Here is a 26,283-nt window from a genome sequence, read left to right as displayed (position 1 = left end):
GTCGAATTTTGTGAAACGCAAGGGATCTTCTGTCGGGGTCTCTTGTGGGGATTTCAACGTCACGTCTGAGGATGCATAATGTCGGCCAGTAATCTTTCAACTTTCTACCGCTCAAATTCGCTACAGTCCGCAAGGGGTTGGCCGGGCCTGAAAGTTTCCCATTTTGCGACCCAGCATCAGCAAAGTGCATCGTGCTTCGAAGCGATGCTGTCCACTTGTGTGCTGGCAGACAAGCCCGGCTCTTTCGCGCAAGGGGATCTGCCAGCGTCGAATCTTGATTCGACAATGGATAAATTGCGGCAGGACCCTTTGGGCCATCTGGCACCGGATGTCTTGACATTGAATGGCTTGGAGCAACACCCACTGGATCTGCTGCCGCCAAATATGAGGGCGGCTCTCAAGGAGGACCAATCGCAACGCTCCAAGGCGACTGAAGCCCAACATCTGCTCGGCGTCACTCCGAAGATCGAGCCGGCTCCCAGGCCGAGCCCCGGAATCACGTGGAACGGTGGGTCGCTGACCACGGCTGAGTTGCAGATTGTTGCGGTACTCAACCGTCACAAGGACCAATGCCCGCTTACTTGGAAGTCGTTGACCGACAAAGCCAATGATCCCTCTACGCCACCGGATCTGAAAGCGGCGATCCAGGGACTGCAGCAGGATTCGGGACTTTTTTATGCGATTGGCTCGCAGGGCGACGGCCGCTGTGGAGGCAAGATCAACGCCAAGGACTTGGCCGGATTTTCAAACCACCACCCACAAGTTGCTGCATTTCAGGAAGCCCAAGCGCGAAGCTACGAGCAGAACTACATACCATCCGACGGCAGCGGAGGTTTGCAGCCTTCGGTCATGACCTTGAGCGATGCCTTGCGGGAGTTTTACCGGTACTCCGAAAATCTGTCCAAGGACCTGAGTCTGGATGAGTTCAAGAAAATGGTCGGCGGCGAATCGAAAAACGGCAAATTTCCGCCCCAGGTCATTGCGGCGGCGCAATATTTCCTCGATCACCCCGATGCTTGGAACCAGTTGTGCGGTGGCTCGAAAGGGAAGATGCACAAAGAGGATTTCCTGCAAGTCGCCTCATCGTCGATGAGCCTCACGCAAACTGAGCTGAATACGGTCGAGATGATCAAGGACCATCAGGACACGTTCTTTGGAAGCGGTGTTCTGACTCGCGACAAACTGGCGAAAATGAAAGACGACAAGAGCCTTGATCCGAAAGTGCGGGAAGCAGCCTCTCAGCTCCTTTCAGATCCTCTTCTGTTTGGCCTCCTGAACAATTCGATCACGGGCTATAAGACCCATCATAAATTCTTCGACTTTGGCGGCGGGCATACGGTTGATTCCGGCAATATCAGCAAAAAAGACTTTGCCCATTTTTGCACAAACATGTCGTCTGCGAACCGCAACGTTCAGCAGCCAATCACCCACGGCGCCCAAACCGCAGAAGAGCAGAATGCCGTCGCGGACATGAAGATGGGCCTGATGGACCAGCCTGACATTAAGTCAGCCAAAAAGAACGGCGGGGCCGTCATGCACGTCGTCGACTCCGTGCTCAAAATCGAGACGAAAGTGCTCGACTTGGCGGCAACGGCGGTGGGACTGCTCAGCTTCATTCCGGGCCTCGGACAAGTAGCCGATCTTGCCTCGATGGTTCTCGAGGCTGAGTCGCAAGCAGCCAATCTCCTGCGTACGGCCATTAACGGAGGCGATATGAAGCGAGCGCTGGAGGAAGCTGGCCTCAATATGGCCGCGCAGGCGATCGGCCTTATCGCAGGCCCCGAGGTCAAGCTGGCCATTCGAAATGGGCTCGTAAAGCACCTGATGGAAGAGGCCTTGGCGGCAGGCATTGATCTTTCGGTCTCGACGGCGCAGGACTACGCAGAAGGCTATGTGAATAACCTCAAAGCGCGCCTTGCAGGCGGCCCTGAGCAAAGCCTAGGCCTTCCGAGCATGCCATCATTCCAGAGTGTGGCAAGCAATGTGCCCTTCGTCGGCATTGCCTTATCCTAGCCGTCGCCTTGCGCGGAAGCTTTGGCTCGCGCGCTGACATAAGGGTCATTGTGGCACAAGCAGGGGTTCATCCGCATCAACGCAGCGGTGTTCCTGACGCCATCTGGATCGGACTGTGAGGGGGATGTCCGAAGTCTGTGAAGGCTTCGGTATATGACGACTTCAGAGTTACGCTGAGCCCAGCCATCTCGAGCCGGTGCGCCGGGTCGAGGTTTTCACGGGCGCCGGCCGGCAGCGGGAATGGTCTCCGGAAGGCACGGCGCGGATGGTGGCGGAGCGGCGCAGCCGAAGGAACGGCTGTCGCGCGCCCAGGGCGGCCTCCCGAACAGCAGACGATGATCTCCTGCCTTGGGCCTATATCCTTGTGCCCACGCTCAAGGCAGTCGGCTGAAAACAGCGCTGATTTAAAACAGCATTATCCTGCACTGCACCCTCGATCCTTGCGCTCACCGATCGCTCGTCGACACGCACGCGGTCAAGTCGTTATCGGCGCTATGCCGATGGGCTTCGAGAGCAAGGTGGACGCTGAGCGGTGCGTCAGCCTCAGGGCGCGGCTGGCCAGCTTTGGGTCTCACGCTCTATGACGGCAACACCCGGCTGATCAACTTGGCCTGTTCGCGGGCTCCCGGCAGCGGCGCGGAAGCCACGGTCCGCCTTCCTCGGCTTCAGGCCAAAGATACCGCAGCATGCTCCAGAGCTATGTCTGCCGCCTCCGCCCCATCGTCGCTGGTCATGTGGAAAGGACAAGCAGGCTACGCACCCCATAATCCCGTCGGGCAGGATTCGACAGTCGACGGCGAGACATTCGCCAAACCTCACCCTTGATTCTCAGCAACGTTAAAAAAAATTCACATAATGTTCGTGAGTGTAGTCTCCTGTCAGGTGGTACATTAGCCCCAATATCTGGCGTCTTAGTCGTAGAAAGGACTGTGATCCATCTTCCATTAGCATCCATACCAGCGGATTTACAGCAAATGACGAGAGAGGTCTCATGCGGATTGATGGGGATAGAAGGGCTAGCGGCTTGCTGCATCCCGTCCGGGTTGATGCCAACCAATGTTGACACTGGTAAATCGCCTAAGGACGGCAGCGCATCTTGATCGCCTTCGAATCCTGGGCCTTTGCGCGCATGCGGATCTAACCGTCGGCGAGCTGGCCGATATTACCAGTCTGCCTCGCGAGCAGGTTCGACGCCACGTTCGGCGGCTGGGCAGAGCCAACTTTCTTTGCTGCAACGAACAACGTCCGCAGTCTTCGTACCATATGCAAGCAGGAGGCAAGGATGGCGGGCTGGCTCAATTGGTGGTCGATCTCCTGCCCCACGATGATGGCCATCATAAAAGAGACCTACAACGCCTGGAAGCAATACAAGACGCGCGGTTGAAGGGACCGCCTGCTTGATCGTGAAATAGATCAGTCCAAATGGAGCGCGACTACCATGGATAACTCCGCCGGCGGCGCCATCGCGCAGCCCGACACTTACGGGCGGCCTCACTTAGCCGCCGTCGACTCCCGCGTTCACGAACTGCTTCTAAGACAGGAGCGTCAGGAGCGGACAACTCTCAAACTGATCGCCTCCGAGAACTTTGCCTCCTCGGCGGTGTTGGAAGCGACCGGGTCGATTTTCACCAACAAGTATGCCGAGGGATACCCCGGTGCGCGCTACTACGCCGGAAACGAGATCGTCGATGAGCTTGAGACCCTCGCGATCGAGCGCCTGAAAGCGCTATTTGGCAGTGAACACGCCAACGTCCAGCCTTATTCAGGCTCGCCAGCCAACCAGGCTGTCTATCGCGCGCTTTTGAGCCCCCGTGACAAAGTCATGGGCTTGCCTTTACCCGAAGGCGGCCATCTGACTCACGGTTGGTCCGTCAATTTTTCCGGCAGCGATTATCAGCGCGTCCCGTACAGGCTGCACGAAAAGACACAGCAAATTGACTATGACCACTTGCGCGAGACCGCCAAGCGGGAACGCCCGAAGCTAATTTGGGTCGGCGGAACTGCTTATCCGCGTATTTTTGACTACGCGGCAATGGCCGAAATTGCTTCGGAGGTGAACTCGTATCTGGTGGCTGACATCGCCCACATCTGCGGCCTGGTTGTCGCAGGAGTGCATCCGAACCCCGTGTCCCATTGCGATGTGGTCACCAGCACCTCTCACAAGTCGATCCGCGGTCCCCGGGGTGGCTTCATTTTATCAAGGAATGAAGACCGTTATCAGCCCCTCCATCATCCGAAGAGCAAACACAATCTGCGCCGTGTTCCCTCTTCTGCAAGGCGGACCGCATATGAATACTATCGCCGCGCTTGCCGTCGCTTTGCAGGAAGCAGCGAACTCGTCCTTTCGTGTCTACGGTCAGCAGATCGTCCACAACGCCAAGGCTCTGGCCCAGGCGCTTCTGGAGCGAGGTTATGAACTCGTCACTGGGGGCACTGACAATCACATGCTGATCCTTGATCTTCGGGACCGGCCGCTGTCAGGCAAAGCCTATGCGGAGCGCTTATCGCGTGCAGGCATCATTGCGAATTTCAATATGGTCCCGGGCGACCGGCGGCATCCGGCGCTGACAAGCGGCATCCGCTTAGGGACACCAGCGGTGACGTCCATGGGCATGCGCGAAACGGAGATGGTGCAGATCGCCGCTTTCATCGACTCGGTCTGCCGCCAGCCCGATGACCAGGAAGTTCATGCGAGCGTACGAAGAGACGTTGCCGACTTCTGCACTGCGTTCGATGTTCCCGGCATCCGCGACCGATAAGCCACCCCAATCCAGAAACTCCTCACTAACTCCAGCACTTGAAGCGAGGGCATTTTTATGACCAGGCAGTTCGTGTTCTCTTCCGAATCCGTCGGCGCGGGACACCCCGACAAGATGGCAGACAACATCTCCGATGCCATTCTCGATGCGGTCCTGCGCACCGATCCGAAGGCGCGCGTCGCCTGTGAAGTGTTGGTGAAGACGGGGATGGTCGTTGTGGCTGGCGAGATCACCAGCCATGCCCACATCGATTACAGCCAAGTCGCCCGCGATACGATACTCGATATTGGCTACGACGATGATGCGATTGGCTTTGATGGTCGACGTTGCGCCGTCGTTCTGGCCCTCACCGAGCAGTCGCCCGACATAAGCCAGGGCGTTGATGAAGGACGAGGGCAGGATCTCGGGCAAGGGGCAGGGGATCAGGGCATCATGTTTGGATTCGCATGCAACGAGACGGATACATTGATGCCCCTGCCGATCCAACTCGCTCACCATTTGACGAAAAGACAGGCCGAGGTCCGGAAAGCGGGACAGCTTGGCTGGCTGCGTCCGGACGTGAAATCTCAAGTGTCGGTACGCTACGAAGGGCTCCGCCCGGTGGCGCTGGATACCATAGTCCTGTCAACGCAGCATGACGAAGCGGTCTCACAAGCCACGGTCCGCGAAGGCGTCATTGAGGAGATCATAAAACCGGTCCTGCCGGCCCACCTGGATACTTCGGGGATCAGATTTCTGGTCAACCCAACAGGGCGGTTCGTGGTCGGTGGGCCTGCCGGCGACTGCGGCCTCACAGGACGGAAGATCATCGTCGATTCCTACGGTGGGACCGGGCGTCACGGCGGCGGTGCCTTTTCGGGCAAGGACCCATCCAAGGTTGACCGCTCGGCGGCCTATGCCGCCCGGTATGTCGCGAAGAACATCGTTGCCAGCGGCCTTGCAGAGGTCTGCGAGGTTCAGCTTGCCTACGCGATCGGCGTGGCCAGTCCGGTTTCTGTCATGGTCAATACCTTCGGAACCGCAAGGATCGAGGAAAAAAGGATCGAGCGCCTTGTTCTCGAGGTTTTCAATCTCCGACCGAAAGGCATCATCAAGATGCTTGATCTCTTACGGCCGATATACCGCAAGACGGCGACATACGGACACTTCGGGCGTGAAGAGCCTGAGTTCACTTGGGAGAAGACGGACAAAGCTGACGATTTGCTGCGTGAAGCCGGACCGGCAGCTGCGTGAGGGCGGCTGGATCAAGCGCATGCGGCAACCCATTTCAACTCGCGAGACCACGCCCGGCCGGCGTGGCAAGAAGCCGGCTCGGGTTTTGGCGGAGATTTTGATGCCGGATTATGACGTGCTTTGCATCGGCAATGCCATTGTCGACATCATCGCCCAGTGCGACGAGGAATTCCTCGAGACCAACGGCATCATCAAGGGCGCGATGAACCTCATCGACACACAACGCGCCGAACTGCTCTACAGCCGCATGGGTCCGGCGATCGAAGCGTCCGGCGGCAGCGCCGGCAACACGGCGGCCGGCGTCGCCAGCTTTGGCGGCCGCGCGGCCTTCTTCGGCAAGGTCTCCAACGATGCGCTGGGCGAAATCTACGCCCACGACATCCATGCGCAGGGCGTCGCCTTCGGCACCACGCCGCTCAAGGGTGAGCCGCCGACGGCGCGCTCGATGATCTTCGTCACGCCCGACGGCGAGCGCTCGATGAACACCTATCTCGGCGCCTGCGTCGAGCTTGGCCCTGAGGATGTCGAAGCCGACAAGGCGTCCGGCGCCAAGGTCACCTATTTCGAAGGCTATCTGTGGGACCCGCCGCGCGCCAAGGAGGCAATCCGCCAGACGGCGAAGCTGGCGCACGCGGCAGGCCGAGAAGTGTCGATGACGCTATCGGATTCGTTCTGCGTCGACCGCTACCGCGACGAATTCCTCGACCTGATGCGCTCGGGCACGGTCGACATCGTCTTTGCCAACAGCCACGAGATCAAGTCGCTCTACCAGACATCGTCGTTCGACGAGGCGCTGGCCCAGATCCGCAAGGATTGCCGGATCGCCGCCGTCACCCGCTCGGAAAAAGGCTCGGTGATCGTGCGCGGCGACGAGACCGTGGTGATCAAGGCGACCGCCATCAAGGAACTGGTCGACACGACGGGCGCCGGCGATCTCTATGCCGCCGGCTTCCTGCATGGCTACACGCAAGGCCGCGACCTGCAGACTTGCGGCGACCTTGGCTCACTGGCAGCCGGATTGGTGATCCAGCAGATCGGCCCCAGGCCCCGTCAGAATTTGCGCCGCGAGGCCGAGCAGGCGGGGCTGACCATTCCGGACGTTCAAACGAGTTAGTGGCCTACCTTCCCGTTGTGCAGGCTATCTCGCCAGAAGCGCAATCACGGAATAGGGAAATCCTGATGTCGAACATGATGAAGGCGCTTGTGAAGGCCAAGGCCGAACCGGGCATCTGGATGGAAGAGGTGCCGGTGCCGGAAATCGGCCCCAACGACGTGCTGATCAAGATCAAGAAGACGGCGATCTGCGGCACCGACGTGCACATCTACAATTGGGACCAGTGGGCGCAGAAGACGGTGCCGGTGCCGATGGTGACGGGCCATGAATTCGTCGGCACCGTTGCCGATTTCGGCGCAGCGGTCACCGAATACAAGGTCGGCCAGCGTGTATTGGGCGAAGGCCACATCGTCTGCGGCCATTGCCGCAACTGTCGCGCCGGGCGAGGGCATCTGTGCCGCAACACACTCGGCGTCGGCGTCAACCGTCCAGGCGCCTTCGGCGAGTATCTGGCGATCCCGCAGCACAATGTCGTGCCGATCCCCGACGATGTGCCCGATGAGATTGCCGCGATCTTCGATCCCTTGGGCAATGCCGTCCACACCGCATTGTCCTTCGATCTGGTCGGCGAGGACGTGCTGGTGACTGGCGCCGGGCCGATCGGCATCATGGGCGCGCTCGTCGCCCAATGCGTCGGCGCGCGCAAAGTGGTCATCACTGACATCAACCCGGTGCGGCTGGCGCTAGCCAAGAAACTCGGCGTCCAGCATGTCGTCGACGCCTCGAAGGAGAAGCTGCGCGACGTCATGCCGGTGCTCGGCATGACCGAGGGGTTCGACGTCGGGCTCGAAATGTCAGGCGCCGCCCCCGCTTTCCGCGACATGATCGACACCATGAACAATGGCGGCAAGATCGCCATTCTGGGCATCGCGCCGACCGGCTTCGAGATCGACTGGAACAAGGTCATCTTCAAGATGCTGCATCTCAAAGGCATCTACGGCCGCGAGATGTTCGAAACCTGGTACAAGATGATCGCGCTTGTGCAGGGTCCGCTGGATGTCTCCGGCCTGATCACCCACCGCATCGGCATCGACGATTTTCAGATCGGTTTCGATGCGATGAAGAGCGGCAGTTCCGGCAAGGTGGTGATGGACTGGTAGGGATTGCCTTGGCCGCTATTCAGGAAAAGCTGACGACAGCACCTCTGGTCCGCCGGACATTTTCCAACTAGGGGAACATGGCTGGGTGGAGAGCTATGGCTCCGCTACGTGCGCTCGCTAATCATACACGGCGACGTATCGCGGCCCACCCGGTGACGGTCGATGGGGCAATTCGCTTCAGTCGATGACGGAAACCCGGTGAACCGATGCTGAGGCCCCGACGCGATCGTCTATTTCCTATGATCTGCGATTGAGGTCGAGGTGTTGCCGCTTTCAGCGGGTAAAATGCGATAGACGACTTCCGGTACCCTTCCGGTCAGCGAAAAGGAAGGCAACGAGCCGCATTGCCTCAAGCAAAATGTTACCAATAGTGTCCTGTTCCAAAGGGGATGGACAGGTCGTGCCATTCCGGTTCGGGGGAAGGATGGCGCGGCTCAGCATGGCGACACGGTGAAGCGGCGATCGTGGAGCTTTATTGCGGCGTTGACAAGCGGCGCATTCTGGATGAGTTCGAGGCGGTAACCGGCTATTATTCGCAAGCGCGCGATCCGTCTTATGAACCGTCGTGAGCAGAGGCCGTCTGCGGGCAAGAGCCGCAGCCGCTGTTACGGCAGCGATGTCCGCGACGCGCTCATCGTGTTGTGGGAGGATTCGGAGCGGCTGGGTCCGCATCGACGCTCGCGGCGGCCAGCGCCGCCGGGCAGGAATGAGTTCGCAGTTCGCCGCTCGGTGCCAGCCCGCACCTTCGGCGATTGGAAAGATCCGCCGCCCGGCTTTGTTGAGCGCATTCGGGCACGTCTTCGTCAGGGAGCTTCGTGCAGACGATGGTGCTGACCGGATTGCCGCCGGCTGGACCGATTGCATTCCGCTCCGCACGCGCGACAGCGGCAATGTGATCATGGCGATCAAGCAGGCCCGCTCCCGGTTTCGCTGACCCTGTGCTGCTGTTTGCCGGCATCCGCCCGCACAGGAAGAGCTTGTAAAAGCGGTCGGTGCGGAAATCGAGGAGCCGTTGGTCGTCGATCTTCAGCCTGAACGCGGTCGTTTGCTGGTGCCGCAAATCGGCTGTTGCATGTACATCCCTGTCAGACGTCAGTTTTCCTCGCCTATTTTGGTGTCGAGCGCGAAGTGCTCCAACCAGATTGCAAGGCTTTTTGGAAATGAGAGCGGCTTTGCGCAGGGCGCTCCGTTGTTGAGCATTCAAGCTACCAAGCCAATGACGCGCAGGTTCCACCAGGCTCGCCAGCCTTGAAGGACAGCGAAAAAAGCAGAGCACGACAGACACAACAGTGCATCAGGACGCCGCAGTCGTTGAAGATGGTGCGCTGCATCCATACCGTGGATGCATTCGATCCAAATAATCGATTTGTTCAATCAGTTTCTCGAAAGCTAACCCTACCCTCTGTGGGAATCGGGCTCTGAGCCGCGACGCTGCCTTGCGAGCGCAGGGGCTGCACGTAGGAGAGATGATGCAACGAGAAATCGCACGCGGGTTGCTGGCCTCGTGGGTTCGCCGACCGGCGTATTTGAGCCCGTCAGTTGGTCCTCACCCGCGCCTATTGCCACCGAGCGACTTGCATGTCCCTCCGACTCGGACCAGTTCCGAGAGCTGCGACGAGTTGCGCGCCGTGTGCTCCGATCAGATGGCCGCCGGTGACGCGTTCGATGGGCCGTCCCTCTTCGAGAGGAGATGAAATGCGAACGCTGCTCGTGGATCATCATGCGGATCTTGCGCGCGCCATGCGACTTGCGCTCGGGGATGGCGGCTTCGTCGTTGATGTCGTTGGTACTCTGGAACTGGCTTCGAGTGCATTTTCTTGCGCCAGCTATGAAATTCTCCTGCTGGAATTGGCTCTGCCAGATGGCGATGGCTTGGGTTGGCTGAGGCAGTTGAGGACCCACGGGCATTCAGTTCCTGCCGTCATTATGAGCAGCCTTAACGATCTCGATAAGCGAATTGCGATCTTCAACGGTGGTGCGGACGACTTTCTGCTCAAACCCATCTCTACCGATGAGCTTATTGCCAGAATGAGAGCCATTCTGCGCCGGGCGACACAGATGACCGACCTGAGGCTCGTATTTGGCAATCTCGACTTTGATCCGGTCGCCCGCCAGGTTTTCGTTGATGGGCACCCAATGATGATCGCACGTCGCGAACTCTGTATTCTAGAGCACCTGCTTAACCGGGCAGGCCGCATCGTGCTCCGTGCGCAATTGGAAGATCACCTCTATTCATTCAACGACGACGTGTCTGCCAACGCGCTTGAAGTCGGAATTTATCGTTTACGGGGACATCTGACCAGATCAGGTGCAACGCCACGGATCAAGACCATCCGAGGCATTGGTTACATCCTAGAATTGACTGACGCCTCGTCCGCATAGTTTGTCGAATCGAAAGAAGATCTATTTTGCTGATCCTTCAACATCCTTGCCATGCGCTCAATTGGCGGGCGATCGCCAACAAGGTTACAAGACCTGCAGTTCCCCGTTACCTGGGCCATCTCCTCTGCGCGCTTATTGTGACTTTCCCACTTGGTGTCGCGGCGCAAAACAAGCAGGACAAAGGCCCGCCGCATGCGGCTTCGAATAGCATCAACGCCACGCTGACCCTTTCCTCTTCGCTCGGGGAGACCGTTCATCTGCCCGCGCCAGCCACGACCATCTTTGTTGCTGACCCCACGATCGCGGATTTTCAGGCGCCATCGAGCAAAACAATCTTCGTCTTTGGCAAGAAATCGGGGCGGACCAGCCTATTCGCCTTGGATGGCAATGGCGAGCCTCTCGCCGAATTGCGTATCGTTGTCACGCAACCGATCGGGGATTTACGCGCCATGTTGCGGGAGCAGGTCGGCGACTATCCCATCCGCGTCAACTATACGCCGCGCGGCGCAATCCTTAGCGGGACGGCGCCCGACGCAGAGGTCGCCGACACCGCAAAAAGAGTCACTGAGCAATATCTGGGCGACGGAGCGCAAGTCGTCAACAACATCAAGGTCGCTGGATCCCTGCAAGTTAACCTCAGCGTGCGCGTAGCCGAAGTCTCACGCAGCGCCATGAAGTCACTCGGCGTCAACTTGTCCGCCTTCGGTCAAATCGGCAATTTCAAAGTGGGCGTTCTAAGCGGAAGCGCTGCAAGCGCTGGGTCTGGTTCAACCCAGGGTGGCGGTACAGCAGAAATCGGATTCGACAACGGTGCCGTCAACGTCAGCGCGGTTCTCGACGCGCTCGCCAAGGAGCATATAGCTTCCGTCCTGGCTGAGCCGAACCTCACCGCTATGTCGGGTGAAAAGGCCAGCTTTCTCGCGGGCGGCGAATTTCCCATTCCTGTCCTGCAGGAAAACAGGCAGGTATCGGTTGAATTCCGTCACTTCGGCGTCAGTCTGGAATTTGTGCCGACAGTTCTCAGCAACAATCAAATCAACATTCACGTAACGCCCGAAGTCAGTGAACTGTCGACGCAAGGTGCCGTGCAAATCAACGGAATTTCCGTGCCGGCAGTTTCCACGCGCCGAGCCGATACGGTCGTCGAACTCGCCAGCGGCCAGAGCTTCGCAATCGGCGGTCTAATCAGGCGGAACGTCAACAATGATGTCAGGGCCTTTCCCTGGCTCGGAGAACTGCCGATCCTGGGACCGCTTTTTCGCTCGACCTCGTTTCAAAAAGAGGAGTCAGAACTGGTCATTCTAGTTACGCCTTACATTGTAAGACCAGGCTCCAACCCAAACCAGATGAGCGCACCGACCGAGCGGGCGGCACCGGCTTTGAACGGAGGGGGCGCTCCGACGAATTCCGTGACAAGTCCCCCGCGAGACCGCGCTGCTATCCGTGCGGGCGCGCCAAGCGCCCAGGGCGGTCTCGGCTTCATCATCGAATAGTGTCATCCAAAGATGTTGCGTTTTATAATCCTCTTTGTCGCTCTGGCACCAAGCGTAAGTGGCTGCACAAGCACTACGCCAGTTGATGTCGAACCATCGGCACCAATGCTTGTCCGAGAGGAGACCACCGTCCTGACGTTGCAAAGCCTGCGCGCTTCCGAACGGCAGCGTTTGCGTGTTTTCCTAGACAAGGCCAGTCGCGGCCGGTTCGATGCCATCCACCTCCTCATCAGCGGTTCGCCCCAGCTCAGCGCAGGGGTAGCCCATCAGGCCAGGCAGTTGGCAATCGAAGAAGACAACATTCAATTGCGCGATCAACACGACGCCGGCTCAGTGCGAATTGAGGCGATTGTCTATCACGCCCGTCCGCCGGTCTGTCCCTCATATGGTGCCTTACCCAATGAAGAATCCTTCAAACAGCCGCTTGGTTGTTCGACAGGACATAACCTGGCCGTGATGGTCAACGATCCGCGCGATCTGCTCGACAATCAGGCCGTCAAGGCCGGCGATGGCGATCGTGCTTCTGTACCAGTTGCAACTTACAGAACATTCGGGACGGATAAAGGTGGCTGATACCGCCCTTATCTCGGCAGCACTCCTACCGGAGATTGAAAGCTTCCAATCGCGTCCTGATCTAAAATAAAAGGAACCGCTGGATGCAATATAGGCGCTATATCGAGGGCCTTAGGGCCGTTGCTGTACTTCCGGTCGTACTCTTTCATTTCGGAATTTCGGCGATCCCGGGTGGCTTTAGCGGGGTCGATATCTTCTTCGTCATCTCCGGCTACCTAACCAGCGGAAGCCTCCTGGATGACCTTGAACGCGGCCAATTTTCCATCGTCAACTTCTACTGGCGCCGTGCCCGGCGCATTCTGCCGGCGCTCGTCTTTGTGATGCTTCTCACCTGCATTGCAGCATTGTTCATTCTTCTGCCACCGGATCTGCGCGGATTCAGTCTTAGCATCATAGCTACCTCGACCTTCTGGTCGAACGTTTTCTTCTGGAAAACGTCAAGTTACTTCTCTATCGATGCCGCGCTTCTACCACTGTTGCACACTTGGCCGCTTTCCGTAGCGGAGCAGTACTACATCTTCGCACCAATCCTGATGTTCCTAATCTATCGCTACATCGGGAAGCGCTGGCTGACGACACTTCTTCCGATAATTCTCTGCAGCTTCGTAGTGGCGGTGATGGCGACATCGCTGGCACCCACCGCCGGATTCTATCTGCTGCCGACCCGAATCTGGGAACTCATGTTGGGCGCCCTGCTCATGCTCAAATGCCCCTCGCCGCTGGGCAACCGATTCCTGATGGAGTCGGTGGGGGTGGCCGGATTTGGCCTTCTCGCCATCGGGTTCTTCGCGATTTCGGCGAGTGATCCGTTCCCAGGCTACAACGCCTTGTATCCATGCATCGGAACGGCCCTTCTGATCTATGTTGGCCAAAATACCCCCTCGACGGTCGCCACCCGCATGCTCGAAGTCCGGCCGCTGGTCTGGATTGGGCTCATCTCGTATTCGTTGTATCTTGTTCACTGGCCTCTCAATGCGTTCGCGCACTATCTTTCGTTCCAAAAACTCGATCCGTTGATGACCGGTGCGATGTTGGTGGCAAGCCTCGCATTGGCTGCATTCTCCTGGAAGTTTGTAGAGCAGCCGTTTCGACAGAAGAGGGCCTTCACCTCCCCGGGGCCTATCTTCGCCTTTTCAGCGCTCGCGATCGTTGTCCTTTGTGCCGGCGGAGCGGCGGGGGCGCTCGGCAATGGCTTTCCGCAACGGTTTCCGGACTATGTCCAGCGGCGCATTTCCGTCGGGGACTGGAGGAATGGCATCTGTTTCAACGAGGGCACCAGCCGGATCGAAAGCTGGAATATGGAGGATTGCACGCGCACCAGCGGTTTTCCAACAACGGTTTTTTTGTGGGGCGACTCCTTCGCCGCGCACTATGTTTCCGGCTTGGGTGCTAACATAAATCGATTGCAGGCGAACATCGTTGAATATACGTACGCCAGCTGCGCGCCGATACTCTATTACTACCCTTACGATCGTCTTGATTGTGTCCGGTTCAATCGCAAGGCCTTGGACGTCATCTTGGAAGCGGACATCAAGACGGTTATCCTCAGCGGTAGATGGAGTGACTATGAGGTCAGAGGTTTCGACGGTCTTCAGCAAACAATCGCTACGCTTCGTGCCCTGGGCGTGCGCGTGTTTGTCATCGGCCAGTCTCCGCAGTTCCCAACTGACGTCCGGAAAATTGCGTTCTTCGCCAAGCGCCAAAATCTGGACGATACGTCCTGGCCGATCGCGATGGACCCCGACATCAACGAACGTGTGCGCTCATTTACCAAAGGCGCCACATTCATCGATCCGCTGAAATTCCTGTGCAGCGCAGGACGCTGCGCCTATTCCGATAGAGGAGAGTTTTTATATTTCGACTATGGTCATTTCTCTTCAGCCGGCGCCACACTGGCAATCTCGAAATACTGGCCGGCTTTTGGCAAGGACAATGCTCTTCCTAAGACGAAGTAGCGGCTCAGCGGCTGACAAGCACCAGTACGGGTCCCAGTGATAGCTCCTGCTTCCGCAGCAGCCGCGACGATGGAGCTGTTCAGGTTTAAGGCCCCCCGATAGTGACCTAGGATGGGTGCTGCCACGCGGCTCGGACTCAGCGTGCATTATCACGTAAATGTTGAGAGAATGAATGGCGCCGCGAAGGGCAATTCCAGCCGTCCAAAGCGACAGGCGTGTCGCGGCCTCGACATTGCAGTGGCGCTTACCTAACACGGCCTCACACTGCCCTCTAAGCGGCCCCGAATTTGAACTGACGGCCCCTGGCCGGTTCATCGGGCAGGTCAAGGGCTAGGTGTAGTACACAGGGCTCATAACTTTCAGTTTCTAGTTGGTACGATGGGCCGTGGACGGTCGATGCAGACTTCAAGATGGCGAACGAAGCTCTCCATGCGTGCGTTGTCGAGGCAAGTGCCTTTGCCATGCTCGCGACTGGAGAGATTTCAAAATGAGCCTTGTAAGCGGAGAATGCCGCCGACGCTGTTCGGCTTGCTCGTGCCCTTGACGGCGGTAGGCTCGGCAGGGCCGAGGCCAGAGTTGCCGTAGTGGTCGTAATCGACCTCGGCTGTGACCGTGAAGCCGGGAACGACCATGTAGGCGACGTTTGCAGCCACACCAGCATCCTTGAGCTGATCACCCGAGACCTGAAGGTTGAACGAAGTTTTCTCGTCAAACTCGTAGGTGGCGCCCGCCCAGAAAGCCCACTGGCCGTTCCAGATTTTGTACGAGCCGCGCCCATGATTGGCAATTGCGCCGTTTGAGTCCTCGTTGAGACTGGCATTGGAACCGTAGCCGAAGAGTCCAAACAGCGACAGCTGGTTTGTGACAGCGACGTCGACGCGGATCTTGCCGGCAAAAGCTTCGTAATTGCTGTCATAAGCCGCGACGCCGGTGATCGAGCCCCAGCCTTGCGTGTATTTCAAGCCGGCGACAACGTGCGGAATATAGCTGTCGATAGTACCGGCTGAGCCCGATCCTTGTTCGAGCGAAATCACAGTCGAAATGCCGTTGCCGGCGTCGAAGTGGTACTGAGCCACGTTGGTGTCGAAGCCGGCCGACGGAACGAGCATACTATCGAGAACGTCGCCAGCGTAGCTTACAAACGTATCGAAGGCCGACCCCTCCTTGCCAACTCGCAGGCCTCCCAGCTCGACCCAGGCAGAAGCCAGTGCGAGGCCGCTGTTGAAATCATAGTTCTGAGGACTGTCATGCGAGTTAGCGCTGTTGCCAAAATTCACGTGGGTTTCGGTATAGGTCGTCAACGCGCCGAGCTCGGTCTGCTGGCCGGTCCAAGTTTTGAACGTGAAGCGTGTGCTGTTTCGCCAAGTGCCTTGGTCCTCGCCAGTTCTCACGTCCGAGGTTCTTGCGCTGTCATACGATCGGACGTCACCCAGGCCGATATCGTAACGGACATAGCCGCCGATGCGCAGGCAGGTCTCGGTGTTGGGAATATAGGAATATCCCGAGCCGAGGACGTCGCAGATCTTGATGTACTCGGCCGGTTCCCGCTCGGCGCCAGCTGCTCGACCGACGGAAACGGTCATCAGAGCAGTTAAGCCGAGAAGAGGACTCTTGATGTACATGTCTAGATCTCCATGAAGGAATAAAAAGGATAGAGGCGAAAGAGCAAGCTTTTCCTCTAAATTTTGTGCGTGTTGTCTCCAATATGTGGACGCCAAAGCGCTTGACACGAGAGGTGAGCCAGCGTAAAAGCCACATGTACTTATAATAGTGTTTTCTGTTAGGAGATTCATTATCGTTTACATGTGAAACACTCCGGTCGGACCGCTGCAGCTCTCCGAAATAGAGCAGCAAGCGACATGCCAACCTGAAGCGTAAATGCGGCCGACACCAAAATCGGGCCGACGCGCCTTCGTCTCGCTGGAATCACTTTTTTTGAGGGTCACTGCGAAAAGCAATGTGCGACACGGTTCGCCATGTTCGATATGTGACAGTCTCGTTTAACAGCGACGGCTTCCCGTCTGACCGCAACGGAGGCCGCGCCATGCGCTACCGAGAAGGATCACTGCGCGTACGCTCCGCAAGGGCTGCGCCAGGAACAGAGGGCGTGCGCGTCCGAGGCGTCGCATGGTGGCCGCAGCACCTTTTCGCCGCTGTAAGTTCGCCGTGCAGGTACATTGCGCGGCCGGAAGCGAGAGGGAGCGCACCCTGAAACGGCTGCCTACGGCTCGCCTCGAGTAATTGGCGATGAACAGCATTCTCGAGAACTTAGTCTCGACGGAAAGAGCAACGAAAGGAAGCCGCTTGGACGAGCACGATCCGAAGGAAGAACCGATCGAGACCATTTTCCGCAACGGCACAATCACTGCCGTGGGTATCCTGCTTGCCTTTTCGCTCGGCTTCCTCACTCATTGGGCCGCGAACCCCTTGCCATGGCAACTCTACGATCTGTTCGCCGTAGTGCCGATCCTGCTCGGCATCGCACTGCAGATGAGAGCGCTGTCCATGCTGCTCGACATGAGTTCCTTGCGGCGCCCCATCTACGAACGCGCCAATCGCATTTTCATGGTCGGCCTCATCCAGACCGCGTGTGGCGTCGGCATGGCCATCTTGGTCGATCTTTTCGGGATATCGGTAGGGGGCACGCTGCCCGGCGCTTGACGACAAGCCACACCGCCGCTCTTCGCTCGAAGCGACGTCAAGCCGGGGAACCTTGTGCACCCCCTAGCGGCGTCCTCCTTTCATCAAATGAGCCGACGTCAGCTTTAGAGCGTCTCGGTGGCTAAAGCCGGTATGGTTTTTCGGCCGGCAGGGAAGGCCGCTGGCTGGACCTGGATGGCGTCTGAACGAGGCTTGACAGGTCCGTTGCGTCGGACATGAATTTCGCATTGCAAAGTTCTTCCGCAGACGCCTCAAGCACACTGCACTGGCGTCACGTACTACTCAGACGTTGAATGCGGCACCGCACCATCACCTCAGGCGCAACCATGGCACGCGCGCTCCCCGGCGTGGTTGACCCCATCCTGTCCAAACGAGACTGCGACATAAGCGGGACGCACTGACTTAGGTCAGAGACCAGGACGAGCGCGCAACGAAAGAATGATGGATCAGCGACGTGGGATGACAGCTCCTTGCACACCTCAATCCTGACAAAGTACCGGGACCCCCGGCCGCCTTGGTATACCATCTATCCGACTGTGCCAGACTTCTCTGCGGCAGTTGGTGCTGACGATTATGAGGAATGGCTGGGGGGCCTCCCGGCCGACGAATCGGTGTCGCTCTATTTCCACATTCCGTTTTGCCGATCCATGTGCTGGTATTGCGGCTTCCCTACCGCGGTCATCCGTCGCAACGGCCCGATCCTTAATTATTTAGCGGTGCTGCGTCAGGAGATCAGTTTGGTGTCGGAGCAAGTGCGGCAAGGGCTGCCGGTGAGCGATGTGCATTTCGGCGCGGAACGCCTCACCTTATCGGGCCAGCCGAGCACTTGGCGCTGATGGAATTTCTACGCCGCCACTTCGCTTTCAGCAAAACTGCTGCGATCACCGTGGAGATCGATCCCCGAACGTTCACACCGGAAATGGCCGAAGCCTTGGCAGCTAACGGTGTCAACCGCGCGAGCATCGGCGTGCAGAGCTTTGATCCCGATGTGCAAAGGCGATCAATCGGATCCAGAGTAAGGTGCAGACGGCCGCTGCAGTCCAAAATCTCCGCCGGCATGGCGTTGGCCATATCAACTTCGACCTCATCTTCGGTCTACCGAAACAGACTGTGCAGTCCTGCATCCAGACCGCGATGGCTGCGGTCGCCATGCGCCCCAACCGGCTTGCGGTGTTCGGATACGCGCATATTCCTTCCGTGATAAAGAACCAGCGCCTATCGAGCAGGCAGGTCTACCGGACGGCGATCTTCGCGCCGAACAGGCTGCAGCTGTCGCCGAGACACTGGTTGGCGCTGGCTACCGGGAGATCGGGCTCGATCATTTCGCTCCGCCGGACGACGAACTCGCGCTAGCGCAGAAGACCGGGCGCGCCTACGGCGTAATTCGCTGGGATACTCGGCCGATACTTGCAAAACGTGATCGGCTTAGGCGCGTCGGCTATTGGCCGAGTCCGCGAGGGGTATGTTCAGAACGAAGTAACACGGGATTCTTACGCCCGGCACATCGCAAGTGGACGTCTGGCGACATCAAAGGGTCACCGTCTGACCGACGATGACCGGGTGCGCGCAGCGATCATCGAGCGACTGATGTGCGATTTGGAGGCCGACGTGCCGACCATCTGTGCCGCCCACGAAATCGAACCAGCTCGTTTTCTCGATTCAGTTGAGAGTTTGGTGACGCTGGCTGAGGAGGGGATCCTGGACGTCGAAAACGGCTTCATCCGCGTGCGGCCGGAGCACCGCTTTGTTGTTCGCGCCGTTGCTGCTGCATTCGATGCTTTTCTCGCGAATCGATGAGTTGAGGCCACGACGCCGAAAGGCATCAAACCTTGTTTGGCGCTCGTCGGCATGGGCTCTCGCAGAAGACTCCGCAAGCGTATGCAGGGGACTTCCACTTGACGCCGCGTTCACCATCATCTCGCCTGGGTGCGCGCGAAAGCGCACAACCCGGAGCACGCTGCTCTCGGTGTGAGGCTGTGCTCTGCAAAGCACCGGTGATCCACCCTGTCCCTGGACAGCAGCTTGATGGCGTCATCTTGGAGGACGAGAAAAGATTGTCGAGGTACGGGTACGAATTGCCTCGGTCGTCCGTTCAATCGAAAGCACTGTCTGCGGAGGCACCTCTCCTTCATGCAGTGACAGGAGATGCTGGGCGACTTCCTTATCTGCTGCGGTGAGTCGATGATTTAGGCGGAGAAAGTCCATCCAGGTGGGGGTGCGGAATGTCTCCGTCCAAAGTGACGGTGTTTGCAGATTTCGCTGGAGCGTCCAGTTTCGTGCACCGGCACGGCTCTGGACGTGTCGCCGCGTGCGCATGGAGCCCAGAAAGGCCTCGATATTTTCCTCCGATATCAAATACTCGACCTTGGCCACGATAGGGCCACTTCTGGGTTTCAGATCGAGAGCCACGTCCGGCGGATGAAAAACTGAACTTTCTTGATCGGTTTCTTCCCAGGGACGGACCGGCAACACGATCCCCGCTGCTGCAACCAGCAACAGAGCGCCTGCGGCGCCCTCCAATGCTAAGGTCAAGGAATAGTTTTGCGCGACAGAACCCCAGATCCAGCTGCCAGCAGCCATACCGCCTGCGCTCAAGGCGTAGTAAATGGAGAGCGTGCGGCCTACAACCCACCTTGGGCTTGCCAACTGCACCGACACGTCAATGCCCGTCCAGGTGATAAGCCAACCCGCTCCGCCGAGCGCCAGCGAAATGGCCGCCACAGGAATCGACGATGTAAGGGCAAGGGAGAGGCAACAGACTGCACAAGCCACAGAGGCGAAGGCCACCAGCCTGTTTTGAGACGTGACCTTCCTCAAGAAGCCGTTGCCCATGCCCGCGATGAAAGCACCCATGCCGAAGCCGGCCAATAAGATACCGTAGACAATTGGCCCACTCTTCAACTGATCCCGGACGACGAGGGGGAGCAACGCCAGAATGGAGATGCTTGCCAATCCGAAAAGAGCGGCTCGGGCGGTCGCTGCCCTGATCTCCAAAGACATCGCAGTAAAGCGCACTCCGTCATGAATTGCCGTCGTCATTCTCTCACGAGGGAGAGGCGAAGAGCGGACCTCCCATTTGGTGCGCCATATCGCGCTTATGGGCGCCAGATCACTCACCGCAGCCAAGGCGAAAGCGGCCAGCGGCCCAAAGACGGCCAGGATCACGCCCCCCAAGGCCGGACCAACGCTGCGCACAATGTTGTATCCGACGGACATAAGCGTCACTGCGGCCGGAATGTCGCGTTTGTGAAGGATATCGCCGACCGAAGCGTGCCAAGCCGGATCATTCAAGGCAAAGCCGCAGCCGGCCAGGAAACCTAACCCGAGAATCAGCCAAGGACTGACAAATCCCAGACCCACAGAAATCATCAGCGTCGTCGACGCCGATGCTATCAGGCAGTGTCCCGCAAACATCACCCACCGGCGGCTGAAGTTGTCGGCAATGGCTCCGGCGAAAACTGAGAGGAAGAACACCGGCAATGTGGATGCGGCCTGGACGAGTGCCACCATGAGGTCGGACGCTGAAATCGTTGCCATAAGCCAACTGATGGCGACCGTTTGCACTAGCCAACCGAGGCTGGAAATCTGGGTGGCCGCCCAAATTGAGCGAAACACCTTGTTTCGAAATGGGGCGAGCGTCTTTGAAACGGGCGGTTGAGGATTTTCGCTCTGCATGAGGTATTGCTGGCCTTCGATGAGCGCTGCGATTTGAGCAAGCGGGTCGATACTTAGACATCGCGGAGCACCGCACGGAACCCAGCTCTATGGAGCTTGCCGGCGACTATTTACGTATTGAGCCATTCTCATAGTCTCATTCATGAGCAGTCCTGTGCGCAAGCATTGCTTTGCTAAATTCCCACCACAAGCGCGCCGCCGCTGAGACCCGCACCCGCTGCCGCCAAGAGGACTTTCTCGCCAGGCCGAAACGGCTGCGCCCGATGGGCCAGCGACAATGAGAGCGGGATCGTCGCGGCGGAAGAGTTGCCATATTCGGCGATCGTCTTGACGATCGAGTGATCAGCGATGCCGAGGTTCCTGCCGACCGCGTCGAAAATGCGCGCATTGGCCTGATGCGGCACGAAACGATCGAGGTCTTGCGGCCTCAGTCGGGCAGCAGTGAGCGCATCTCTCGAGCAGGCGGTCATCATCTCCACGGCCTTGCTGAATACTTCACGGCCGTCAGTGATCGTCATCCGTGTCTGCGCGAGGTCGAGGTCGGCATGGAACGGAGTGTTGCTTCCCCCGGCGGGAATCTGGATTAGCCCGTAGCGCGAGCCGTCGGAATCCACCGAAGCGCCGAGAATGCCTCGATCCGGGTCATCGCAAGGACTGATCACCATGGCGCCGGCGGCATCGGCAAACAGCACGGCGCTGGCGCGCTCGGCCAAATTGATGCGGTGGCTGAGGATGTTGGCGGCGATGACAAGGCTCGCTTTGCCGTGCAGGCGGGTGAACCCGTCGGCGAACATCAGCGCATAGATGAAGCCGGCGCAGGCGCCGGTCAGGTCGATCGCTCCGGCGCGGCCTAGCCCCAGCCGATGTGCGACCAGCGGCGCGCTTGGCGGCAGAAGGTGATCGGGCGTCGACGTGGCGAGCAAGAGTAGACCGACGTCGCCGCGGTCGATACCGGCATTGGTCAGCGCCATGTCGCCGGCAGAGGCGGCAAGGCCCGACAGCGTGTCTTCGTCTGTTGCCCAGAAGCGCGAGCGAATTCCGGTGCGCCGCTCGATCCAGCCGGGCTCAAGCCCGAGCCGGTCTTCGATTTCCGGGTTCTCGACCTTGCGCGCCGGCGCATGATGGCCGAAGCCGAGAACGCGCGACGATAGGTTCATGGCCGCGAGCCGAAGCGTTCGCCGGCCTCCTCTATCGCGTCATAGAGCCCGCCCAATTCGTCGCTGGTGATGCAATAGGGCGGTAGAAGATAGAGGACATTGCCGAGCGGGCGCACAAGTAGCCCCCGCTCAAGGAAAAAAGCGCGCAGTTTTGGCCCGATCTCGGCCAGATAACCGGCTGAGCCGGTGCGTAGGTCGAGTGCCGCGATGGTGCCGGTTGTCCGGCAGTCGGTGAAATATGGATTGACCCGGAAGCGTTGCAGCCCGGCGGCCTGCCTCGCGCTCAAGACCGCGATCCGCTCGGCCACCGGCTCGTCACGCCAGATCTCGACATTGGCAAGTGCTGCCGCGCAGGCGATCGGATTGGCGGTGTAGGAGCTCGAATGGAAAAACGTCTTCTTGCGATCCTCCGAAAAGTGAGCGTGGAAGATGGCATCGGTGGCGATCGTGGCGGCCAGCGGGATGGTACCACCGGTCAGACCTTTCGAGGTGCACAAGATGTCGGGCGAGACGGACGCCTGTTCGCAGGCAAACATGGTTCCGGTGCGCCCCCAGCCGGTCATCACTTCATCGGCGATCAGCAGCGTGCCGGAGGCTTCGGCGATCCTCTTCAATTCGGCAAGAACCCAGGCCGGATACATCAGCATGCCGCCGGCGCCAAGCACCAGCGGCTCGACGATCAGCGCGGCTGCGCGCCGGTCGCGGCTAACGGCCTCGAACCGATCCAGCGTTTCCTGCTCGCGCCCGGCGGCCGGGAAGGGGATGGCGTCGACCTCGAACAGCAAAGGATCATAGGCGGCGTTGAAGACGCCGCGGGCGCCGACGCTCATCGCCCCGATCGTGTCGCCATGATAGCTGTGCTCCATGACGGCGATGCGCGAACGCGGCGCGCCGATGTTGCGGAAATAGCCGAGCGCCATCTTCAGCGCGACTTCGACTGAGGTGGAGCCACTGTCGGAATAGAACACCCGGTCGAGGCCGGCGGGTGCGATGCCGATAAGCGCCTCGGCCAGCCGTTCGGCCGGCTCGTGGGTGAAGCCCGCGAAGATGATCTGGTCGAGGCTCGACGCGGTCGTCTCGATGGCCTTCATGATGCGGGGGTGGCGATGGCCATGGGTGACGACCCACCAGGAAGAAATCGCATCGAGGATGCGGAAGCCGTCGGCCTTGTGGAGATAGGCGCCTTCAGTCAGCACGATTTCAGGGACCGAGGGCTCTAGCGCGTGCTGCGTGAACGGATGCCAGACTCGAGACTCCGCCATCAGTCGCCTCCGGCAATCATGGCCAGGTCGAAGCCGGAAATCATTGCATCTCTCAACGTTTCACCCGTCAGCGGACCGAGGTGCGGCAGCCTGCCCAGCTGCGGCACGCCGCCGAATTCCACGATTGTCCTTTGTGTATCGGCCACCTCTTCGCCAATGAAGGCAATGCCGATGAGCGGGATGGAGCGGGCTCTCAGGGCCTCGATCGACAACAGCGTATGATTGATGGTGCCAAGCGCGGTGCGGGCGCACAGTATGACCGGCAGCCGCCATTGTTCGAATATGTCAATGAACCTTGTCTGTCGATTGAGCGGCACCATCAGCCCGCCGGCGCCTTCGATGACGAGCGGTGTCGGCAGGACCGGAAATGAAAGATCGTCGGCCTCGATCGCGACGCCGTCGATTTCGGCTGATCGATGCGGCGACAGCGGCATCGTCAGTCGATAGACTTCGGGCAGCACGCGTCCGTCGGGCAAGCCGGAAAGCCGGGCGACGACCTCGCTGTCGGTCTCCTCGTTGAGGCCCGATTGCACCGGCTTCCAGTAGAAGCCGTCGAGCAGCCCGGCAAGTCCGGCCGAAAACACTGTCTTGCCAATTCCAGTGTCTGTTCCGGTGACGACGATGCGTTTGGTCATGCTGTGGCCAACACTCCGACGAGAGCCTCGACCATGGCGGAAATGTCGGCTTCGTCGACGTTGAGAGTCAGCGAAATGCGCAGGCGCGACGTACCCTCAGGCACTGTCGGCGGGCGAATGCCGCGTATGTCGAAGCCGCGTGCCTGCAGTCCTGCCGCCACCGCCATGGTGCGGCTGTTATCGCCGATCACAAGCGGCTGGATCTGCGAACCGCTGGGCATCACGCCGCAGCGTTCGGCCAATTGCCGGCTCGCGAAAGCGACACGCTCGTGCAACTGAGCACGACGCATAGGCTCGTCAGACAGAATAGTCAGCGCCTCACGTGCCGCGACTGCCATCAGCGGCGATGGTGCGGTCGCATAGATGAATGGCCGGCACCGGTTGATAAGATAGTCGCACAGTGTTCGCGGTCCGGTAACGAGCGCGCCGGATGCGCCAAGCGCCTTGCCGCATGTGTGGAGCGTGACGATGTTGTCGCGGCCTTCATACGCGGCGGCCAGTCCCCGGCCGTCCGGTCCCCAGACGCCGGTGGCATGCGCTTCATCGACGACGATGAATGCCTGGTACCGATCAGCCAGCGCGACCAGGCTCTCCATCGGCGCACGGTCGCCATCCATGCTGTAAAGGCTTTCGAAGGCGATCCACACCCGCCCCATGCCGCCTTCGGCGCGCCAGCGGGTGATTGCGTCCTCGACAGCGTCGACGTCGTTGTGCGCGGCCAGCTTGAACTCAGCGCGCCCGGCCTGGGCACCCTCATGCATGCTGGCATGAGCGAGCTCGTCGAGGACCAGCAGGTCGCCTTTCTGCGGCAGGGCCGTCAGCAGAGCGAAGTTGGCGATATAGCCGCTGCCGAAGAACAGTGCACGCTCGGCTCCGAAAAATGCCGCTGCGTCCGCCTCCAGTTGCTCATGTTCCGGTGCATTGCCGCGCAACAGCCGCGATCCGGTGGCGCCCACTGGCGTGCCCCGCGCAATCGCCGTCGAAACCGCATCGCCCAGTCTTTTGGAGGCGGCAAGTCCGATATAGTCGTTCGACGAGAAGTCGAGCCCGGCGCGCGGTGCGAGCGTCCGCAACCGGTCCTTGCGCCCCAGTCCCCGCAAGGTTGCGTCATAGCGGGCAAGAATTGCCTCCTTCATTGCGTGGCGAGTTCCATAGGCTCAATGCCGAGGCGCCGGAACAGAAGGGTATCCTTGTCCTCGCCGGGATTTCCCGCCGTCAGCAGCGTGTCGCCGACAAAGATCGAATTGGCCCCGGCAAAGAAGCACAGCGCCTGCGTTTCGTCGCTCATCGCCGTCCTGCCGGCGGACAGCCTTACATAGGATTTCGGCATCATCACCCGCGCGAGCGCAACGATGCGGACGAAATCGATCGGATCGATGGCGTCGGCCGCGGCAAGCGGCGTGCCTTCGATGGGAATAAGCATGTTGATCGGCACGCTTTCCGGCGGCTCGGGCAGGTTCGCGAGCGTGACCAGCATGTCGATGCGATCGGTCTTTTCTTCTCCCATCCCGACAATGCCGCCGCAGCAGACTTTCATCCCAACCGCGCGCACGTGCCCAAGCGTTTCCAGCCGGTCGGCAAAAGTCCTGGTTGAAATAACCTCGCCATAGTAGCGCTCAGAGGTATCGATGTTGTGGTTATAGTAGTCGAGACCGGCCTGCTTCAGGCGAGCAGCTTGCTCAAGATCGAGCATGCCGAGCGTCATGCAGGTCTCCATGCCGAGGGCCTTGACGCCCTCAATCATGGCGACCACAACCTCCATGTCGCGCTCCTTGGGACTTCGCCACGCCGCGCCCATGCAATAGCGCGTTGCGCCGCCATCACGCGCCATGGCCGCTTCGTCGATGACATGCTTGACGTCCACCAGCTTCGACGCCTTCACACCGGTTTCGTAATGCGCAGACTGGCTGCAATAGCCGCAATCTTCGGGGCACCCGCCGGTCTTGATGCTAAGGAGCCGCGACAGCTGCACTCGGTTTCGATCGAAGTTCTGGCGGTGGATCGTCTGAGCTAGGAACAGCAGATCGTTGAATGGCATGCCGTAGATGGCCTCGGCCTCTTTGCGGTTCCATCGCGGAGGCGTTCCATCGACCGATTGCATGGTCTGGTTCACGTCGAACTCCGAGTTCATTCCAATCGTCATCGTCAAACCTTTGTTTGCTAGTCCGGTACGCCTTCTTGGCTTTGGGGCGCACTCGCTAAAGGCGAGCTGCGGCACGTCTTTCCAGCACCTCCTACGCCTGCCGAGCTGATGTTGCTCCTCACGCCGTA

The 26,283-nt window shown here is 59.3% G+C and carries 17 protein-coding genes and 3 pseudogenes; 12 read left to right on the top strand and 8 right to left on the bottom strand.

What is annotated here, in order from left to right:
- The first annotated feature begins 78 nt into the window (after positions 1-78).
- Positions 79-2,013: an HrpF/NolX family T3SS translocon protein gene (locus tag EOA38_RS00940; protein ID WP_024505366.1), complete on the top strand. Its 1,935-nt coding sequence runs from the start codon at positions 79-81 to the stop codon at positions 2,011-2,013.
- Positions 2,014-3,150: 1,137 nt separating this feature from the next.
- On the opposite strand, the gene EOA38_RS38900 is transcribed toward EOA38_RS00940, so the two are convergent.
- A complete protein-coding gene (locus EOA38_RS38900; protein WP_024505365.1) occupies positions 3,151-3,351 on the bottom strand; it encodes a hypothetical protein in 201 nt (66 codons plus the stop codon).
- A 100-nt stretch (positions 3,352-3,451) separates the two neighbouring features.
- Between EOA38_RS38900 and glyA the strand changes: the two are divergent.
- The 9 genes and pseudogenes from glyA to EOA38_RS00885 all read left to right on the top strand — a co-directional run bounded on the left by glyA (position 3,452) and on the right by EOA38_RS00885 (position 14,622).
- Positions 3,452-4,772: pseudogene (gene glyA, locus EOA38_RS00925) on the top strand (serine hydroxymethyltransferase).
- A gap of 57 nt (positions 4,773-4,829) precedes the next feature.
- Positions 4,830-6,005 (top strand): methionine adenosyltransferase, encoded by a 1,176-nt coding sequence (gene metK / locus EOA38_RS00920; protein WP_063169265.1) that lies wholly within the window; start codon positions 4,830-4,832, stop codon positions 6,003-6,005.
- Between the two features lie 100 nt (positions 6,006-6,105).
- Positions 6,106-7,119 (top strand): adenosine kinase, encoded by a 1,014-nt coding sequence (locus EOA38_RS00915; RefSeq protein WP_126063919.1) that lies wholly within the window; start codon positions 6,106-6,108, stop codon positions 7,117-7,119.
- 65 nt (positions 7,120-7,184) lie between these two features.
- The gene (tdh, locus tag EOA38_RS00910) at positions 7,185-8,219 is read left to right on the top strand and encodes an L-threonine 3-dehydrogenase (RefSeq protein ID WP_126063920.1); all 1,035 of its coding nucleotides are present in this window, start codon (positions 7,185-7,187) and stop codon (positions 8,217-8,219) included.
- A 714-nt stretch (positions 8,220-8,933) separates the two neighbouring features.
- A pseudogene (locus EOA38_RS40075) lies at positions 8,934-9,102 on the top strand (transposase); the annotation flags it as partial.
- 812 nt (positions 9,103-9,914) lie between these two features.
- The gene (locus EOA38_RS00900) at positions 9,915-10,601 is read left to right on the top strand and encodes a response regulator transcription factor (RefSeq protein WP_127298277.1); all 687 of its coding nucleotides are present in this window, start codon (positions 9,915-9,917) and stop codon (positions 10,599-10,601) included.
- 71 nt (positions 10,602-10,672) lie between these two features.
- Positions 10,673-12,094 (top strand): type II and III secretion system protein family protein, encoded by a 1,422-nt coding sequence (locus EOA38_RS00895; protein WP_050580548.1) that lies wholly within the window; start codon positions 10,673-10,675, stop codon positions 12,092-12,094.
- 12 nt (positions 12,095-12,106) lie between these two features.
- Positions 12,107-12,667 (top strand): CpaD family pilus assembly lipoprotein, encoded by a 561-nt coding sequence (locus EOA38_RS00890; RefSeq protein ID WP_063169261.1) that lies wholly within the window; start codon positions 12,107-12,109, stop codon positions 12,665-12,667.
- Positions 12,668-12,750: 83 nt separating this feature from the next.
- The gene (locus EOA38_RS00885) at positions 12,751-14,622 is read left to right on the top strand and encodes an acyltransferase family protein (protein WP_126080682.1); all 1,872 of its coding nucleotides are present in this window, start codon (positions 12,751-12,753) and stop codon (positions 14,620-14,622) included.
- Positions 14,623-15,104: 482 nt separating this feature from the next.
- On the opposite strand, the gene EOA38_RS00880 is transcribed toward EOA38_RS00885, so the two are convergent.
- The gene (locus EOA38_RS00880; protein ID WP_126063922.1) at positions 15,105-16,244 is read right to left on the bottom strand and encodes a porin; all 1,140 of its coding nucleotides are present in this window, start codon (positions 16,242-16,244) and stop codon (positions 15,105-15,107) included.
- A gap of 682 nt (positions 16,245-16,926) precedes the next feature.
- Here EOA38_RS00880 and EOA38_RS00875 point away from each other — a divergent pair.
- A complete protein-coding gene (locus tag EOA38_RS00875; protein WP_024505577.1) occupies positions 16,927-17,283 on the top strand; it encodes a hypothetical protein in 357 nt (118 codons plus the stop codon).
- Positions 17,284-17,753: 470 nt separating this feature from the next.
- A pseudogene (gene hemN / locus EOA38_RS00870) lies at positions 17,754-19,080 on the top strand (oxygen-independent coproporphyrinogen III oxidase).
- Between the two features lie 234 nt (positions 19,081-19,314).
- Here the strand turns inward: hemN and EOA38_RS00865 are convergent.
- From EOA38_RS00865 to bioB, 6 genes are all read right to left on the bottom strand, one after another.
- Complete coding sequence (locus EOA38_RS00865) at positions 19,315-20,958, bottom strand: MFS transporter (protein ID WP_126063923.1); 1,644 nt, start codon at positions 20,956-20,958, stop codon at positions 19,315-19,317.
- Between the two features lie 173 nt (positions 20,959-21,131).
- Positions 21,132-22,115 carry a beta-ketoacyl-ACP synthase III gene (locus EOA38_RS00860; protein ID WP_126063924.1) on the bottom strand — a complete coding sequence of 328 codons (984 nt, stop codon included), beginning with the start codon at positions 22,113-22,115 and terminating at the stop codon, positions 21,132-21,134.
- Positions 22,112-23,377, bottom strand: a complete 1,266-nt coding sequence (locus EOA38_RS00855; RefSeq protein ID WP_126080683.1) for an adenosylmethionine--8-amino-7-oxononanoate transaminase — start codon at positions 23,375-23,377, stop codon at positions 22,112-22,114. Before EOA38_RS00855 ends, EOA38_RS00860 begins: the two co-directional genes overlap by 4 nt.
- A complete protein-coding gene (gene bioD, locus EOA38_RS00850) occupies positions 23,377-24,012 on the bottom strand; it encodes a dethiobiotin synthase (RefSeq protein WP_063169254.1) in 636 nt (211 codons plus the stop codon). The genes EOA38_RS00855 and bioD overlap by 1 nt, the downstream gene beginning before the upstream one ends.
- On the bottom strand, positions 24,009-25,148 hold the full coding sequence (locus EOA38_RS00845; protein ID WP_024505572.1) for an 8-amino-7-oxononanoate synthase: 1,140 nt from the start codon (positions 25,146-25,148) through the stop codon (positions 24,009-24,011). Before EOA38_RS00845 ends, bioD begins: the two co-directional genes overlap by 4 nt.
- Complete coding sequence (gene bioB / locus EOA38_RS00840; RefSeq protein WP_245454882.1) at positions 25,145-26,113, bottom strand: biotin synthase BioB; 969 nt, start codon at positions 26,111-26,113, stop codon at positions 25,145-25,147. The genes EOA38_RS00845 and bioB overlap by 4 nt, the downstream gene beginning before the upstream one ends.
- Between the last annotated feature and the right edge of the window lie 170 nt (positions 26,114-26,283).

The organism is Mesorhizobium sp. M1E.F.Ca.ET.041.01.1.1 (genome assembly GCF_003997355.1).
Taxonomy (GTDB): Bacteria; Pseudomonadota; Alphaproteobacteria; order Rhizobiales; family Rhizobiaceae; genus Mesorhizobium.
This window is presented reverse-complemented; position numbering and strand designations above follow the sequence as displayed.